This is a genomic window from Dyadobacter chenhuakuii (assembly GCF_023821985.2).
In the GTDB taxonomy this organism is placed as follows: Bacteria; Bacteroidota; Bacteroidia; order Cytophagales; family Spirosomataceae; genus Dyadobacter; species Dyadobacter chenhuakuii.
This window is the reverse complement of the sequence record NZ_CP098805.1, coordinates 3031398-3047549: the sequence shown is the minus strand read 5'-3', so window position 1 is coordinate 3047549 and position 16152 is coordinate 3031398. Positions and strand designations below refer to the sequence as shown.

General features: G+C 44.8%; 16 protein-coding genes. 12 read left to right on the top strand and 4 right to left on the bottom strand.

Annotated elements, in window-relative coordinates; translation table 11 throughout:
• The first annotated feature begins 75 nt into the window (after nt 1–75).
• Genes nusB through coaE form a run of 6 tightly spaced genes read left to right on the top strand, consistent with a single transcriptional unit; the run spans nt 76 to nt 3717 of the window.
• Entirely contained in the window at nt 76–1242 is a 1167-nt protein-coding gene (gene nusB, locus NFI80_RS12605) for a transcription antitermination factor NusB (RefSeq protein WP_235162857.1), read from the top strand.
• A gap of 36 nt (nt 1243–1278) precedes the next feature.
• Nucleotides 1279–1581 carry a YtxH domain-containing protein gene (locus NFI80_RS12600; RefSeq protein ID WP_026632678.1) on the top strand — a complete coding sequence of 101 codons (303 nt, stop codon included), beginning with the start codon at nt 1279–1281 and terminating at the stop codon, nt 1579–1581.
• Nucleotides 1582–1590: 9 nt separating this feature from the next.
• Complete coding sequence (locus NFI80_RS12595; RefSeq protein WP_235162858.1) at nt 1591–2031, top strand: DUF1573 domain-containing protein; 441 nt, start codon at nt 1591–1593, stop codon at nt 2029–2031.
• A gap of 51 nt (nt 2032–2082) precedes the next feature.
• Nucleotides 2083–2385 carry a preprotein translocase subunit YajC gene (gene yajC, locus NFI80_RS12590; protein ID WP_233795644.1) on the top strand — a complete coding sequence of 101 codons (303 nt, stop codon included), beginning with the start codon at nt 2083–2085 and terminating at the stop codon, nt 2383–2385.
• Nucleotides 2386–2394: 9 nt separating this feature from the next.
• The gene (locus tag NFI80_RS12585) at nt 2395–3087 is read left to right on the top strand and encodes a YbbR-like domain-containing protein (protein WP_229204294.1); all 693 of its coding nucleotides are present in this window, start codon (nt 2395–2397) and stop codon (nt 3085–3087) included.
• Between the two features lie 27 nt (nt 3088–3114).
• Nucleotides 3115–3717 carry a dephospho-CoA kinase gene (coaE, locus tag NFI80_RS12580; protein ID WP_235162859.1) on the top strand — a complete coding sequence of 201 codons (603 nt, stop codon included), beginning with the start codon at nt 3115–3117 and terminating at the stop codon, nt 3715–3717.
• Between the two features lies 1 nt (nt 3718).
• On the opposite strand, the gene NFI80_RS12575 is transcribed toward coaE, so the two are convergent.
• The 4 genes from NFI80_RS12575 to NFI80_RS12560 are packed head-to-tail and all read right to left on the bottom strand — an operon-like array spanning nt 3719 to nt 6952.
• A complete protein-coding gene (locus tag NFI80_RS12575) occupies nt 3719–5485 on the bottom strand; it encodes a DNA polymerase III subunit gamma/tau (protein WP_235163858.1) in 1767 nt (588 codons plus the stop codon).
• 35 nt (nt 5486–5520) lie between these two features.
• Nucleotides 5521–6357, bottom strand: a complete 837-nt coding sequence (locus NFI80_RS12570; RefSeq protein ID WP_235162860.1) for a glycoside hydrolase family 16 protein — start codon at nt 6355–6357, stop codon at nt 5521–5523.
• On the bottom strand, nt 6354–6518 hold the full coding sequence (locus tag NFI80_RS12565) for a hypothetical protein (protein ID WP_235162861.1): 165 nt from the start codon (nt 6516–6518) through the stop codon (nt 6354–6356). The genes NFI80_RS12570 and NFI80_RS12565 overlap by 4 nt, the downstream gene beginning before the upstream one ends.
• Complete coding sequence (locus NFI80_RS12560) at nt 6515–6952, bottom strand: DUF6934 family protein (protein WP_235162862.1); 438 nt, start codon at nt 6950–6952, stop codon at nt 6515–6517. The genes NFI80_RS12565 and NFI80_RS12560 overlap by 4 nt, the downstream gene beginning before the upstream one ends.
• 124 nt (nt 6953–7076) lie before the next feature.
• On the opposite strand from NFI80_RS12560, the gene NFI80_RS12555 reads away from it, so the two are divergent.
• From NFI80_RS12555 to NFI80_RS12530, 6 genes are all read left to right on the top strand, one after another.
• Entirely contained in the window at nt 7077–8081 is a 1005-nt protein-coding gene (locus NFI80_RS12555; RefSeq protein ID WP_235162863.1) for a GSCFA domain-containing protein, read from the top strand.
• Nucleotides 8082–8189: 108 nt separating this feature from the next.
• Complete coding sequence (locus NFI80_RS12550; protein ID WP_235162864.1) at nt 8190–9296, top strand: Mrp/NBP35 family ATP-binding protein; 1107 nt, start codon at nt 8190–8192, stop codon at nt 9294–9296.
• A 66-nt stretch (nt 9297–9362) separates the two neighbouring features.
• Nucleotides 9363–9620 (top strand): NifU family protein, encoded by a 258-nt coding sequence (locus NFI80_RS12545; protein WP_026632669.1) that lies wholly within the window; start codon nt 9363–9365, stop codon nt 9618–9620.
• A gap of 164 nt (nt 9621–9784) precedes the next feature.
• Entirely contained in the window at nt 9785–11494 is a 1710-nt protein-coding gene (locus NFI80_RS12540) for a D-alanine--D-alanine ligase family protein (RefSeq protein WP_235162865.1), read from the top strand.
• An 88-nt stretch (nt 11495–11582) separates the two neighbouring features.
• Nucleotides 11583–14273: an MGH1-like glycoside hydrolase domain-containing protein gene (locus tag NFI80_RS12535; protein ID WP_235158260.1), complete on the top strand. Its 2691-nt coding sequence runs from the start codon at nt 11583–11585 to the stop codon at nt 14271–14273.
• A gap of 49 nt (nt 14274–14322) precedes the next feature.
• Nucleotides 14323–16086, top strand: a complete 1764-nt coding sequence (locus tag NFI80_RS12530; RefSeq protein WP_235162866.1) for a phospho-sugar mutase — start codon at nt 14323–14325, stop codon at nt 16084–16086.
• Nucleotides 16087–16152 lie beyond the last annotated feature (66 nt).

Genomic DNA, 16152 nt, shown 5'->3' with positions numbered 1-16152 from the left:
TATTCAAACGGCCCTGCCAAATACAGATACGTTCTTTGATTTACTGTACCTTTTATCCAATTAGTGTTCCGGCTTATGCTGAATAGAAGATTATTAAGAACTAAGGCGGTTCAGGCGCTTTATGCCCGTCAGCTTACAAGAGATGCCAATCGTTTACTGGCCTTAGACCACATTGAAGCGGCTTTTCAGCCGGATCTTAATTCCATGGAATTTCAGGACCGGGCGAAACTGTCGGGAATGAGAAAGCTTGCCGGAATGACCCTCGATGAATTTATCAAGCACGGAAAGCCGAAGGAAGATGAAGAACTTCCTGAGCAGGTGATCAGAGTGGCGCGGAGCGCTTTTGAGGCATACAGCAGACAAACAACTTCCGATGGGGAGAAAATGGTTCGCCGGGTTTTGAATGAAACGGAATCCATTTACGTGGATTTCATCCGTGTTTTATCCATGTTAATAGAGCTTTCGCATCAGGCTAAAATTGACCGCGAAAGAAGATACGATGATCCTGAGGCGCCTTTTCCAAAGGATGCCGGACTCGATACGAACCGGGTTATCCAGGTTTTGATTGCTGATAAGACGCTTGAAGAAGAAATTATCAGGAACGGGATCAATTGGAGTAATGAAATGAACCTGATCCGGAAAATCTATCGCGAAGCACTGCGTAAGGACGAGGAATACACAGCTTATTGCAAAAACGCATCGCATACGCCGGAAGAAGATCAGGCCATTGTGCAACACGTTTTGCGGCAAGTTATATTAAAGCATGAAGTGCCCCTGGAATATCTGGAACAGCGCGATCTCTATTGGGTAGACCATAGCGAACTGATCAGGAGCCTTGCTATCAAAACATTAAGATCAGCAGATAACAGCGCAACATTTGAAATTTCTCCGTTGACAAAAGATTGGGAAGAAGACCGGTTTTTTGTTGAGGAACTTTGCAGGATTGTTGTTGAGGAGAGTGACCAGTATGATGTTTATCTGGATGAGCACCTGAAAAACTGGGAACTTGACCGGATTGCATTGGTTGATCTGATCATTCTGAAGACGGCGCTTGCCGAGCTGATCCATTTCCCTGGAATTCCTGTTAAAGTAACCATCAACGAGTTTATTGAAATTGCAAAAAGGTACAGTACGCCAAAAAGCGGTAAGTTTGTAAATGGTGTCCTGGACGTGCTTTCGGTTAAACTGGCCAAAGAAGGCGTGATCAGAAAAAGCGGACGCGGACTGATAGATAACAAATAGGCTGAGCACAATAATTACAGCTAAAAACCAAAAGTCATGAGTAAAACGAGCAATAGTTTAATCGCATTTTTAACCGGTTGTGTCACTGGCGCTGCTCTCGGGATCCTCTACGCACCTGATAAAGGGGAGGTTCTGCGTACGCAATTGACATATAGATTGTCTAAATACAGAGAAAAATTACAGGATGTTATAGATGATCTGGTTCAGAAAAAAGACCAGCCTGATAACTTCACAAAGACTGAGGGCGAGCGTGTTGTGAATGATGCACGCGAAAAAGCAGAAAAGTTACTTGAAGACGTAGATCGCCTGATGGCACAAATCAAAGGTCAGACCAGCTGATTATTTCATATGAAAATACGGTCATTGGGTTTTTTATTGGGAGTTGCATTACTACTTTCCAATTGTTCCAAAAGCGATAATAAAGAAGATTCAAAACAGGCAGACTCAAAGATGCCTGTTTTTACTTTGAGCGATAGTTCAACATTTGAATTCGGGACAATTCAGGAAGGGGAGGTTGTCGAACATGATTTCAAGTTCCGGAATGATGGCGAATATCCATTGATCCTCAATAATATAACTTCATCTTGCGGCTGCACCACGCCGGAGTGGCCGAAAGATCCCATTGGTCCGAAGCAGACTTCCAGCATTAAAGTCCGTTTTGACAGTAAAAATAAAACTGGCCCGCAGGTAAAAACCATAACGGTTTATGCCAACACGGAGCCGGCTTACACGGAGCTCAGGCTGAAAGGAATTGTAAATGCAGCTTCCAAGCCTGATACACTCAACTAGCTTTCTCTATCACAACCGAAAGGTTAACAACTTACTAATCCGTTCATTATAATGAAATTTTCGATTTTAGCACAAGCAGCAAGTGGCGGTTCAGAAGCCATGATTTACCAGGTCGTGATGTGGGTTGGTATCATTGGTGTATTCTATTTTTTCATGATCCGTCCGCAGCAAAAGAAACAAAAAGAGCAAAAAGAGCTTCTTGGCAATCTTAAAAAAGGAGATCAGGTCGTTACAATAGGAGGGATCCACGCGCGGGTTTATACTGTTGAAGACGCCATTGTTACGCTTGAACTGGATAAAGGAGTGAAGCTTACAGTGGATAAGTCAGCGGTTGCGCGTACTATTGCAGGGTAAAGTCATGTTATGAGTAACGCACCATCAGGCCAGAATAAAGTCAAGACCTTTTTTGTATGTATTCTGGCAGCCTCGTTTTTTTGGTTAATGAATGTATTGAACAAGGATAATTATTCGATTAAGCTTAATTATCCCCTGGACATCGAATACGATTATTCGGCTTTTGTTCCTATGCAGCCATTACCAAAACGGATTTCCGTGAATGTCTCGGGCGACGGCTGGACGCTGCTGCAAAAATCCTGGCTTAATTTCAATGCTAACCCGGTGGTTTATAAGGTTAACAACCCCAATGAGGCAAGTTTCATCAACTCGACCACATTGACGGACCAGATCACGGAATTGTTCCCAAACCTGCACGTGAATTATGTCATTGCGGATACATTCGAGCTCAATTTCGAGCGAAAGATCAGGAAGATCATTCCTATCCGGGTGGATAGCGCGGCGATAAATATCCGCGATGGTTACGTTATTTCAAGCATTATTAATGTTTCCCCATCGCTTATATCTGTCGACGGGCCCGTTTCGTTGATCAAGACTTATCCGGATACGATTCGTGTCAGCGTTCCTACGCCCAAGATCCAAAACAACTTTGACGAAAGCCTGCCCATCCCGCTGCCGGTTTCGCCGTTGGTAGAGGTGAGTCACCGGGACGTTTACATCAGTTTTGAGGTGGCGCAGTATCTCAATGTGATCACGCCGTAAATTCATCATTCACGTCATTTTTCCGTCATGTCACTTCCCCTTCAAGTTGGAATTACCGGCGGAATCGGCTCTGGGAAAAGTGTTGTCTGTAAATTGTTTGCCTGCCTGGGCATTCCCGTTTACAATGCAGACAGCCGGGCCAAATGGCTCACCAATCACAATCCCCAGATCATTGAAAGTGTTGTCTCGCTGTTAGGAAAAGAATCCTACACCAGCGAAGGACATTATAATACAGCATATGTTAGCTCGCTGGTTTTCAGCAATGAACATTTACTCAAAAAACTGAATGCAATCATTCATCCCGTCGTCATGCAGGACACCGCAGATTGGGTTGAAAATCATGCAGGATCGCCGTATGTCGTAAAGGAAGCAGCCATTATGAATAAGGCTGGCGACCGCAATGCACTGGATTATGTGGTTGTGGTTGAAGCGCCATTAGAATTGCGGATATCCCGAATCCTGCAAAGGGACAATCGCAGCGAGGACCAGATCAGGGCCATTGTAAAGAGACAGATTTCGGACGACGAACGAAGAATGGTCGGCAATTTTTTTGTCAATAATGACGAAAGATCAGCTTTGATTCCGCAGATATTGAAGCTTCATGAAATTTTCCTGATGGCAAGAAGCTAAATTAGAAATCTACATCTAATCCCAAAGCTTGTTTCAATTCCAGCAGATACGGATTCTTCTCCGCCATGAAATTGAATTTTTCTGCCGGGGTGTAAGGAAGCCTGTTCACTTCCTGCGGCGCCACGCGCGGGTTTATTTCCAGCCTCGGTGCATCAATGCGACTTTTGAGATAGGTTAGCAGTTCATAACGCACATTCGCCATTGCTTCCAACTGGTGCGTGTTGTCCAAAGCGATTTCAATGCTCGTGCCTTCCAGTTTGAATTCTTTGTTCAAACTGATTTCTTCCGTCGTGGAGTTACCTGCTATCCTTCGCTTTTCGGCGAATTCATACCAATGCGTTTGCAGCGTTTCGAATGTAAGTGCCTCTTTTCTTACATTGGTTTGCGAGGCCGCATAGCCATTCTCCACCTCACTACTTGGCTTTTCTTTAACTGCTGTCTCTGCAACCGCCGCTGTAGGACTCAATGCAATCGTATTTTTGAGACGCGAAGGGGCCTGTGCAACTGGCTGTGCAACGCGCGCCGGAGCCTCGGTATGATTTCCATTTAAGGACAAACCATTGCTGGGCGTTTCAATGGGCGTTGCAGGGGCAGTATTTAAAGGTTTTAACTCAGGCTCAACTTTTTTTTTTGCCGTTTCATCAACGGCGGCAAGAGAAGAAAGTTGAAGAACATGGGGCAGATTGGCGAGCTTCATCAAACAAAGCTCCACATGCAACCGCTGGTTTTTGGCCGATTTATAATTGATATCACACTGGCTGGCAATGCTCAGCGCAGACAACAAAAAGCTCATATCCGCCAATGCCGACTGCTGCTGATATTTCCGTTCCGCTGATTCCGAAACCTGCAAAAGCGTGACAGTTTGCGGGTCCTTGCAGACCAGGAGATTCCGAAAATGTTCCAAAAGGCCAACCACGAACAAATGACCGTCAAAGCCTTTTCTCAAAATTTCATCAAATAAAACCAGCGAGCGGGCAATGCTGCCCGAAGTCAGCGCATCTGTGATTTTGAAATAATAATCGTAGTCCAGAATGTGCAGATTTTCCAGCACAGCTTCATAAGTAAGCTTGTTATCTGTCGAAAATGTCACATTCAGGTCAAACATCGAAAGCGCATCCCGAAGACCGCCATCAGCCTTCTGGCCGATCAGCTCCAATGCTTCTTTTTCTGTTTCGATACCCTCTTTCTGCGCGATATCTGACAAGTGATAAGCAATGTCTTTCGGTTGAATGCGGTTGAAATCGAAGATCTGGCAGCGTGAAAGAATGGTTGGCAGAATTTTATGCTTTTCCGTGGTCGCCAGGATAAAAATGGCGTAACCAGGCGGTTCTTCCAACGTTTTCAAAAATGCATTGAAGGCAGCTTGCGAAAGCATGTGCACCTCATCAATAATATAGATTTTGTATTTCCCGGTTTGAGGCGGGTAACGAACCTGGTCTATCAGGTTACGGATATCTTCAACGGAGTTATTGGAAGCAGCATCCAGCTCATGAATGTTGAATGATGCATTGTTTTGAAAACTGACACAAGATTCGCATTCGCCGCACGCTTCCACATCGTCGCCAAGGTTCTGGCAGTTGATGGTTTTGGCTAAGATCCTTGCGCAAGTTGTTTTTCCAACCCCTCGCGGCCCGCAAAAAAGGAAAGCCTGCGCCAGGTGATTGGTGCGGATTGCGTTTTTTAAAGTTGTAGTGATGTGTGACTGGCCAACCACCGAGTCGAAAGTGACGGGACGATACTTTCTGGCCGAGACAACGAAATTATCCATAGCGCAAGATACTTCCATGCGCTCGAATTTCAAAGCTACTTTTTCTCGACAAGCGGGTAAACGCGCACGTAATCCACCTCCATTTTTTGAGGGAAAATGCTGTCATCCACGCCTTTCTGTCCGCCCCAATTGCCTCCGACAGCCATATTTAAAATTAAATGAAAAGGTTTATCAAAGGGCCATTGAGTCCATTCGTAGCCAGCTTCTTTATTAAAAGTAAAATAGTCTTTGCCGTCCAACAGGATCTTCACGCTTTCGGGCGTCCATTCGCAGGAGTAAATGTGAAACTCTTCCGAAACCGTTTCAACGACGACATTATCACCCTTATTCGTCTTAATAGCATGGTTAAAAGCCTTGGTATGAATGTTTCCATGAACCCGGTTCTGGTCAAAACCTACGTGTTCCATGATATCAATCTCACCATTATCCGGCCAACCCTTATTCCCATAGCTGTTTCCAGTCGCAAGCATCCATATCGCAGGCCAGGTGCCGCGGCCTTTCGGAAGCTTGGCACGGATTTCGAACTTACCATATGTAAAATCCCCTTTGCCCTTCGAAACCAGCCGCGCCGAACTATAATCAGCCTTTCCCGACTTTCCTTTGATAGCCTCAATGACTAGATGCCCGTTTTCCACTTTGGCATTTTCGATCTGATCCGTATAATTCTGCAACTCATTGTTCCCCCAGCCATGATCCCCCAGGTCATAGCTCCACTTCTTCGGGTCAGGCTTACCAGCGTAATCGAATTCATCCTGCCAGGAAGGCTGGGCGGCGAATTCATATTTTGCTGGCTTTTGAGCGAGCGTTGTGTCGTTTGGCTGTGTACAACCAAACGATACAATGGCAACAAGTGCAGCAAAGCCCAAGCTCATATCCCCGTCTTTTTCTTAGCCTCTTCCCTTTGTTTTCTCCTTTCATAAATGGGAGAAAGATCAGTTTTGCTAAGCAGCTCATTTGCCCGCGCCAGCTTCTTTTGAACGATCGGATGATTCGTCACATCATGCAGCTCAACGAGTTTGAATTCCTGTTTCATAATTTTTCAATTAAATAATAGTCGTAATGTGTATTTGGTTGAAAATATTCAGAAAAATCGCCGATTACCCCTGATACAATGAAAGACCTGGATATTTCCCGAACTTCCTTATTAATAATGATCCGATACATTCTATGCCTCCGCTCATCACTTCCCATAAACATAACGACGCTTTCAGGTTTTGTTTCGAAGAAATGATGAATTATTTGGAATACTGTCGCCAGGACCTTTTTGAAATCTTTGTTTCTGGTTTCCGCAACATCACATAGACGTCCATCTTGCAATACATCCAGAAGTGCCAGATTATAAGTGCCCGAAGCTCCGGTTCCGGTAAATAAAACAACTTTTTGTACTGCTTTTGTTGCACTGATACTAATGAATTCGTATCGAAATTCGGTATTTAGTACGGTGAAGGGGTAAGGCTTAATGTCCATCAATAAAATATAGCGTGTGAATTTATCCCAAACATAATCCTTTTCTCTAATTTATGAAAACACATTAATTGCCCTAAACCGGGCAAATACTTGTAATTTTACGATTGATACACTTTATAGGTTAATGATGGAAATTAAGCTTAGTACGGAGGTTGGGACCACTCCATCGGATTGGAAAATTGGCCATCATTCCAGGATTGCGACAATCGGTTCTTGTTTTGCAGATGTGCTTGGTAGTCAGCTTGGCGGGTATAAATTTCCGGTTTTGAATAATGATTTTGGAACTGCATTTAATCCGCTGGCCATTGCCAAGATTTTAGATATTACGCTGGAAGGTAAGGAGCCTAATCAAGCATTGTTTTTAGAGAATCCGGATAAGATCTGGCTTCATCATGATTTCCATTCATCGTTGTACGGACATGATAGGGAGGCTTTACATGCACAGTTGACAGATAAATTGGTGTCTGCAAGAGTCTTTTTGAAAGAAGCGGATGTTCTGGTAATCACTTTCGGAACTGCATTTGCTTACCGGCATAAGCAGACGAATCTGATCGTCGGCAATTGTCATAAACAGCCAGCCGACCGTTTCCTGAGAGAATTGCTTCATCCCGATCAGATCATGATCGCTTATGATCAGCTGATCCAAAAATTGCAGTCTTTCCAAAGAAATCTCAGGGTGATATTGACGGTCAGTCCGGTGAGGCATACACGGGATACGCTGCCGCTGAACCAGGTTAGCAAGTCAACATTGCGGCTGGTTTGTCACCGGTTATCCGAAAAATACAAGCATGTCGAGTATTTTCCTGCTTACGAAATCATGGTGGATGAGCTGCGTGATTACCGGTTTTATGAGGAAGATATGATCCATCCGACCAAGGTTGCAGAGGATTACATTTTCAATGCTTTCGCTAAAACTTACATTGAACCCAGCGCCCGGAATCTTATGAAAGAATGGGACGCTATACGCCAAATGACCCAGCACAGGCCTTTGCATGGCGTTACCGAAAGTCACCGGAAATTGCTGAAAAACGTGTTGTCAAAATTAAAAGCACTGTCATCGCAAATTGATGTCACCAGAGAAATTGCGGAAACAGAAGACAAAATCCATGAATTTTCAGATTTGAGATAAACTCATTGGGAATAATTCGTGTTGCATAATATTGAAGTATAGAATCAGATATTTTTAAGTTTCCGGGGCTTCATAAGGCGTAAAAATCGAGAGGTCTTAACCAGTATAATGGGAGAATTTACAATTAATAAGGAGAAAGTTTTACAGGCGCTCAGCACTGTTGAAGAACCGGATCTCAAAAAGGATTTGGTGACGCTGGGTATGATCCAGGACATTGAAATCGGGGTGAATCAGGTAAGATTTACAGTTGTTTTGACAACCCCCGCCTGTCCGTTGAAAGAGCTGATCCGCAGAAATTGCGAGGCAGCAATTCACGAGCATTTAAGTCCAGACGTCGAGGTTGTTATCAAGCTTACAGCCAATGTAACTTCAACGCGTCAGTCCGGGCCGGTTATTCCGGGCGTGAAGAATGTGATCGCTATTTCTTCCGGAAAAGGAGGCGTGGGTAAGTCAACAGTCACCGCGAACCTTGCTATGGCGCTGCACCGTTCGGGCGCTTCGGTCGGCATTATTGATGCGGATATTTTTGGGCCTTCGATCCCGGTGATGTTTGGTGCAGAGAATATGCAGCCTACCATTACGCCAAAAGACGGTAAAAACTTCATTAACCCGATCCGCCAATACGGGATCAAAATGATCTCCATCGGATTTCTTACTCCTCCTGATAGCGCGGTCGTTTGGCGTGGGCCAATGGCCAGCCAGGCTTTGAAGCAATTTTTTGCAGATACGGACTGGGGTGATCTGGATTATCTTTTGATCGACCTTCCTCCCGGCACCAGCGATATACATTTAACATTAGTGCAAACAGTGCCCGTAACCGGAGCGGTGATCGTTACCACGCCTCAAAAAGTGGCACTTGCTGATGCTATCAAAGGTTTGCAAATGTTCCGCCAGCCGCAGATCAATGTGCCGATTTTGGGTGTAATTGAAAACATGTCCTGGTTTACGCCGGAAGAAATGCCTGATCATCAGTATCATATCTTTGGAAAAGGAGGAGGTCAGTTGCTTGCAGATAAGTTTGATGTTCCTTTATTAGGCCAAATTCCTTTGGTACAAGGCATTAGGGAGGCAGGTGATGAAGGACGCCCGGCTGTTATGGATATGAATCCGATTGTGAATGATGCTTTCCGTGATGCAGCTGAGTCGTTGGCGCAGCAGGTTGCGATCAGAAATGCTACAAAGGAGAAAACGCAGCCCGTTGAAATCCAGGCTTAGCATTATATGTTAATGATTTGATTTTTTGAATATATTCTTGCACCTTAGCAAATAGATTTTTTAACAATGGATTCAAAAGAAAAAATAATAGAGCTCATCGAGCAGGCACTCGATACGGTACGACCTTATTTGCACGCAGACGGTGGAGATGTGAAATTTGTGGAATTGACTGATGATCTGGTCGTTAAATTGGAGTTGCAGGGCTCTTGCCAAAGCTGCCCTATGAGTGCAATGACATTCCGCGCAGGTCTGGAAGAATCCATTCGCAAAGCTGTTCCTTATGTTAGCAAAGTTGTTTCTGTGAATGTCCCTGAATTGGCTTAAAACAAGCCGGTTTTTATAACCTTATTTGATCAAAGGCAGCTTTTCTGAACGGAAGGCTGCTTTTTTATTTAAAATTTTCGGGCATTTCAGCCAGAAATTGATTCGTCCCGATTAGTACGTTATATTGCGCGTAAGATTTAGAAGATTTTACCTGACATTTAAATATGCGTATCGGAATTTTTTTCGGAGGACCTTCCCGCGAAAGGGAAATTTCATTTGCTGGTGGAAAAACTGCTTTTGAATACCTGGATAAATCACTTTTTGAGCCAGTTCCGGTCTTTGTGGATAGTTTCGGACGTTTTATCCTGCTGGAAAAACCACTTATGTATGCCAGTGAGATCAGGGAGTTCTATCCGTCGCGAAGCATCCAGCAAACTGGTTTTAAAACCTATATAGAATCCCATCCGGAGCTCGCCAACGAGTCCGTTCCTTCCGAAATTGGGGTAGAGATATCTCCTGAACAATTCAAACAACATTTCGATTTCGTATTCCTGGCCATGCATGGCCCTGATTGTGAGGACGGTGCAATTCAGGGTTTGTTGGAATGGTATAAAATTCCTTACAGCGGGCCCGGTTTAATGGGTTCGGCAGTCGGAATTGATAAAATTCTTCAAAATGAAATGATCACATTGGTGAATGGTCAGCAGAAAAAGAGCTGGACATTGCGTTACGATCAATGGATTCCAAACGAGTATCCAATTCTTTTTCAGGTTCTTAAAAAACATTTAGGACTTCCGTTGGTCATTAAAGCGCCGCATCAGGGGTCTTCTATCGGCGTTGCTATTGTGAAGGACGATTCTTTGGAAGAATTTATATCAGCAGTTAACCAATGCTTTTTCCAGGTGGAGCTCGATGGCGCGACCTGGACGGCGCTGGGCGGATCCGAAAAACAGGCTTGGGCACAAAAAGTGGCAAATCTTGATGAGGGAATCGGGTTTCCGCTGGTTTTGAATGGTGAAATGATATATCACCCGGCAAAGCTGATCGATGTGCTGGACAGCTATTTCTCAACAGCAAATGAACCTGCCGTTCTCAGCAGCGCTAATGGTGAAGACCAGGTTTTAATAGAAGAGTTTGTCAGCGGGCAGGAGTTTTCCTGCGGCTGCATCCAGCTTGATAACGGGAAACCGTTGGCGCTGCCGCCCAGCGAGGTGATCAAAATGGTGCAGGTTTTTGATTTTAATGCAAAATATAAGCCCGGAGCAAGCCGCAAACGCATTCCCGTTGATACAACGCTTGAACTGAATCAGGAGATCCAAAAGGTGATAGCGACCGTTTTTGAACAACTGGGCATTGATGTTTGCGTCCGTATCGACGGATTTCTGACACCGGAAGGCACCATTGTGCTCCATGACCCTAATACGATTCCCGGAATGTCACCTACATCATTCATCTTCAAGCAGATGGCTGAAATTGGGCTGAATGTGACGCATGCGCTTACCTATCTTGTGAGGCAGTCGATCCGGGAAAGGATCCGTTCCGGGAAAAATATCTGGCAATTAAGGACTTTGCTGGATGGTCTTGATGCGAAAATCAGGGCGGAGAATGCTAAAAGCAAACCTTCGAAATTTATCGTATTTGCTTCAACTGATGAAGATTATATAGCAGCACGGTCAAAATATGGCAGGATGAATGCGGAAGGAGAAGTGAAGCCAATTCCTGTCCTTCATGCTTCGGATGGAAAATATTATGTGTTAACCAATCCGCTGATGTTCAAGGAATATGTAGCGGATGTGGAAGCATTGTTGCACACGGAACGCCATCCATTATTGACCGAAACGGCGCAGAGGGCAGCTGAAACGACTGCATTTTATGCAGGCAAAGTAAACTATCAGGTAAGCGTCTACAATGACCTGGAATCACTTGCAGTTTGAGGTGAAATTTGCTGATCGGTGATGATTTGCCGATTAAGTTTTTAGTTTTACAAAGAGATTTTCATTCCTTTCAGAAAAATATAAATTAATGGCACACGGCGCGGAAAAAGTAAGACTAAGCCTGCAAAAAGAGAATACAGGGTGGAAAAAGTGGGGACCTTATTTGTCTGAACGCCAGTGGGGAACGGTTCGTGAGGATTACAGTGGAAATGGTGATGCCTGGAATTATATCACCCACGAGATGGCACTCTCAAAAGCTTATCGCTGGGGCGAGGACGGAATCGGAGGTTTTTCTGACAATAAGCAGCATATATGTTTCTCGTTCGGGTTTTGGAACCATAAAGATAAGATCCTGAAAGAAAGGATTTTTGGCCTCACAAACCGGGAGTCTAATCATGGCGAAGACGTGAAGGAAATGTACTATTATCTGGATAGCACACCTACGCACTCTTATACCAAAATGCTTTATAAATACCCGCAGAACGCTTTCCCTTACGAAAAGTTACGTCAGGAAAACGGCCGGCGCGGTAAAGAAGATCCGGAATATGAAATCATGGACACAGGCGTGTTCGAGAATGATGAGTATTTCGATATTTTCATTGAGCATGCCAAGGCCGATGAAGAGGACATTATGATGAAGGTAACGGTTTTCAACCGCAGCGACCAGGATGCTCCGATCACGGTTTTGCCAACGATCATGTTCAGAAATACGTGGTCGTGGGGATATGAGGCTTTCAATTATAAGCCGATCATGAATGGTATTTCGAACCGTTTGATAGAGGTTACGCACCGTAAACACGGGAAATACAACCTGTATCTGGATGGCGCGGACGAACTGCTGTTCTGCGAAAATGAGACCAACTTCAAAAAACTATACGGAACTGCGAACAATACAGCCTACCCGAAGGACGGGATCAACGACTACATTGTCAGCAATAAAAAGTCCTCCACCGTAAATCCGAACAACATTGGAACGAAGGCAGCAGCCCGTTTCACACGGACGATTAAGGCTGGCGAAAGCACTACATTCAGATTAAGATTTGTAAATCATACGATTTCAGAACCTTTCGGCGGCTTTGAAGATCTTTTTGCAAAAAGGATCAGGGAGGCGGACGAGTTTTATGACGATTTGCAGCGCGATGTGGCAGATGCCGATCTGCGATCCATTCAGCGGCAGGCGTATGCAGGCATGCTTTGGAGCAAGCAGTTTTATTATTACAATGTTTACGAATGGTTAAAGGGCGATCCGGCGCAGCCAGGGCCGAATCAAGGCCGTAAATGGGGGCGGAATTCCGGGTGGAAGCATTTGTATGCGGCCAACATTATTTCGATGCCGGATAAGTGGGAATATCCTTGGTTTGCTGCATGGGACCTTGCTTTTCACTGTGTCCCGCTGGCCAGGGTGGATGCGGATTTTGCCAAAAGACAGCTTGAAATTTTGCTTCGGGAGTATTATATGCACCCAAATGGGCAGATTCCGGCTTATGAGTGGAATTTCTCGGACGTAAACCCGCCGGTGCACGGCTGGGCAACCTGGAAGGTGTATGAGATTGATCGTGAGCAGAATAACGGAGTAGGGGACATTGAATTTCTTGAAAAAATATTCCATAAGCTGCTCCTGAACTTTACCTGGTGGGTTAACCAAAAGGATGATACAGGCAACAACATTTTCAGTGGCGGCTTCCTAGGCCTGGATAATATCGGGGTTTTTGACCGGTCGACGCCAATGCCTTTTGGCGGAAAACTGCAACAGGCCGACGCCACAGGCTGGATGGCGATGTATACGCTGAATATGCTGCGTATTTCAGTGGAAATCGCCCTTGTGCACCCGGTTTATCAGGATATGGCTTCTAAATTTTTCGAGCACTTCCTGCACATTGCGGGCGCTATGGAGTCTATCGGAGGCAAAAATTCTTCGATAAGCCTTTGGGATGAAGAAGATCAGTTCTATTATGACGTGATCCACATTCCGAATGGACAGAGTATATTGCTCAAAGTGAGGTCAATAGTGGGGCTTATCCCGCTTTTTGCAGTTGAGATTCTTGATCCGCAAAACCTCGATAAAATGCCTGTCTTCAAACGGCGTGTAGAATGGGTTTTGGCAAACAGACCGGATCTGGCGAGGCTGATATCACGCTGGTTTGAGTCCGGTAAAGGAGAAAATCGCCTGCTATCCATTCTGCGTGGTCACAGGATGAAAATGATCATGAAGCGGATGCTGGATGAAAATGAATTTCTTTCGGACTATGGCGTTAGGGCTTTGTCTAAATACCACGAAGAAAATCCGTATAAATTTTATATCAATGGTGAGGTGCTGCAAGTGGATTATACTCCGGCTGAGGCACTTACCGACATTATGGGTGGGAATTCCAACTGGCGCGGGCCAATCTGGTTTCCATTAAATTACCTCATATTTGACTCCCTGATGAAATTCCACGCTTACTATGGCGAGGATTTTATGGTAGAATATCCAACGAATTCCGGCAATCTGGCGACGATTAAGGAAGCAGCTGTGGCCATTGCATGCCGATTGATAGATATATTCAAAAAGGATGCAGACGGCAACCGGGCCGTGTATGGCGTTGACCAGAAAATGCAGAAAGACCCGAATTTCAATGAACACATTCTTTTTTACGAATATTTTCATGGAGATAATGGTCGCGGTTGCGGCGCAAGCCATCAGACCGGTTGGACAGGGCTTGTAGCCGAGCTAATTCACAAAACTGCTAAGGAAACTGCCAAGCAACCAGAAAAAGAAGAGCTGGAAATCAGTAAGTAACTCAACAATCCATAAAGTATATTTTCAATTAATTCCATCCAATCAACTTATGACTGCAAAATTGGAACCTAGTGTAATGACCAAAGTGAGCAGCTGGCTCAACGGTGATTATGATATCGATACCAAACAATCCATTCAGCAATTAATCGATGAAGGAAACGATACTGAACTGACAGACGCATTTTATAAAGACCTTGAATTCGGGACCGGCGGGCTGAGAGGCCTTATCGGGATCGGTTCCAACCGCATGAACCGCTACACAGTGGGCACCGCAACGCAGGGTTTAGCAAATTATCTGAACCAGGCATTTCCGAACGAAGAAATAAAAGTGGCGATTGCATACGACAGCCGCATTAAATCGGATGAATTTGCCAAAATCATTGCCGATATTTTTTCTGCAAATGGCATCACCGTTTATCTTTTTGAAGCGCTTCGTCCTACTCCTGAGCTATCGTTTGCGATCCGTTTGCTGGGTTGTAAAAGCGGTGTGGTTGTAACGGCTTCGCATAACCCGAAAGAATATAATGGCTACAAAGCATACTGGGATGATGGTTCTCAGGTAGTTGCACCGCACGACACGAACATTATCAACGAGGTGAATGCAATCACTTCGATTGATGACGTGAAATTTGACGGTGATGCGTCGAAGATCATTAAGATCGGTGCAGATGTTGATGAAAAATATATGGATCATATTCTGTCGCTCTCCATTTCAAAAGGTGCTTTGGAACGTCAGAAAGGCCTTAAAATAGTTTATACACCATTGCACGGAACGGGGGTAACATTGGTTCCTGCGCTTTTGGCCAAAATGGGTTTCGAGGCAGTTACTGTGATTGAAGAGCAGGCAGAGCCAAAAGGAAACGGCCAGTTCCCAACGGTGGTTTATCCAAATCCGGAGGAAAGTGAAGCCATGTCCAAGGCGGTTGAGAAAGCCAGGGAAATTGATGCAGACCTGGTATTAGGAACCGATCCGGATGCAGACCGTGTAGGAATTGCGGTGAAAAACCATCATGGCGAGATCCAGCTTTTAAATGGTAACCAAACTGCCAGTGTGCTGATCTATTATCTTTTGAATGCGTGGAAAGATGCCGGCAAGCTAACAGGAACTCAGTTTGTTTGTAAAACCATTGTTACTACCGACTTAATTGATAAAATGGCGGCGGCTTACGATGTGAAATGTTATAACACGCTGACCGGTTTTAAATACATTGCACAGGTTATCCGTGAAAAAGAAGGCGTTGAGCAATTCATCGGTGGTGGTGAAGAAAGCTATGGTTACCTGATTGGCGACGCAGTTCGTGACAAGGATGCGATCGCTTCCTGCGCCATGATCGCGGAATTAACTGCTTACGCTAAGGATAAAGGGTTGAGCCTGTTTGATATGTTGATGGAAATCTACAAGCAATTTGGTTTCTATTATGAAGGACTCATTTCTTTAACCAAAAAAGGAAAAACCGGAGCTGATGAAATCCAGCAGATGATGGCCGATTTCCGTGCTAATCCGCCTAAAACATTGGCAGGCTCACCTGTGATCAGAATGGATGATTACAAAGCGTTAAGCACGGTAGACTTTATCAGCGGAACCACGCATTCAATTCCATCGGGGGAAATGGGGATCGAACCATCTAATGTGCTTCAATTCTTCACCGAAGACGGAACGAAATTCACATGCCGCCCATCCGGAACGGAACCAAAAATTAAGTTCTACGTAGGTGTTCGCGCTGCGCTGGAGAAAAACGAAGATTTCGACAATGTATATGCCAGCCTGAAAGCAAAAGTGAGCGCAATAGGCGAGGAGCTTGGGTTGAAATAATTCGTTTATAAATAGAATTGGAGAGGCTGTTCCCTGGCGGAGCAGCCTTTTTTTTGCCTATTTCAG

What these genes read in the sequence shown, in the direction of transcription:
- NFI80_RS12540 (WP_235162865.1), top strand. Translation starts at nt 9,785, where the DNA reads ATGCGTATCGGAATTTTTTTCGGAGGACCTTCCCGCGAAAGGGAAATT.
- NFI80_RS12550 (WP_235162864.1), top strand. Translation starts at nt 8,190, where the DNA reads ATGGGAGAATTTACAATTAATAAGGAGAAAGTTTTACAGGCGCTCAGC.
- NFI80_RS12575 (WP_235163858.1), bottom strand. Translation starts at nt 5,485, where the DNA reads ATGGATAATTTCGTTGTCTCGGCCAGAAAGTATCGTCCCGTCACTTTC.
- NFI80_RS12530 (WP_235162866.1), top strand. Translation starts at nt 14,323, where the DNA reads ATGACTGCAAAATTGGAACCTAGTGTAATGACCAAAGTGAGCAGCTGG.
- NFI80_RS12545 (WP_026632669.1), top strand. Translation starts at nt 9,363, where the DNA reads ATGGATTCAAAAGAAAAAATAATAGAGCTCATCGAGCAGGCACTCGAT.
- NFI80_RS12555 (WP_235162863.1), top strand. Translation starts at nt 7,077, where the DNA reads ATGATGGAAATTAAGCTTAGTACGGAGGTTGGGACCACTCCATCGGAT.
- NFI80_RS12585 (WP_229204294.1), top strand. Translation starts at nt 2,395, where the DNA reads ATGAGTAACGCACCATCAGGCCAGAATAAAGTCAAGACCTTTTTTGTA.
- NFI80_RS12535 (WP_235158260.1), top strand. Translation starts at nt 11,583, where the DNA reads ATGGCACACGGCGCGGAAAAAGTAAGACTAAGCCTGCAAAAAGAGAAT.
- NFI80_RS12600 (WP_026632678.1), top strand. Translation starts at nt 1,279, where the DNA reads ATGAGTAAAACGAGCAATAGTTTAATCGCATTTTTAACCGGTTGTGTC.
- nusB (WP_235162857.1), top strand. Translation starts at nt 76, where the DNA reads ATGCTGAATAGAAGATTATTAAGAACTAAGGCGGTTCAGGCGCTTTAT.
- coaE (WP_235162859.1), top strand. Translation starts at nt 3,115, where the DNA reads ATGTCACTTCCCCTTCAAGTTGGAATTACCGGCGGAATCGGCTCTGGG.
- NFI80_RS12570 (WP_235162860.1), bottom strand. Translation starts at nt 6,357, where the DNA reads ATGAGCTTGGGCTTTGCTGCACTTGTTGCCATTGTATCGTTTGGTTGT.
- NFI80_RS12595 (WP_235162858.1), top strand. Translation starts at nt 1,591, where the DNA reads ATGAAAATACGGTCATTGGGTTTTTTATTGGGAGTTGCATTACTACTT.
- NFI80_RS12560 (WP_235162862.1), bottom strand. Translation starts at nt 6,952, where the DNA reads ATGGACATTAAGCCTTACCCCTTCACCGTACTAAATACCGAATTTCGA.
- yajC (WP_233795644.1), top strand. Translation starts at nt 2,083, where the DNA reads ATGAAATTTTCGATTTTAGCACAAGCAGCAAGTGGCGGTTCAGAAGCC.
- NFI80_RS12565 (WP_235162861.1), bottom strand. Translation starts at nt 6,518, where the DNA reads ATGAAACAGGAATTCAAACTCGTTGAGCTGCATGATGTGACGAATCAT.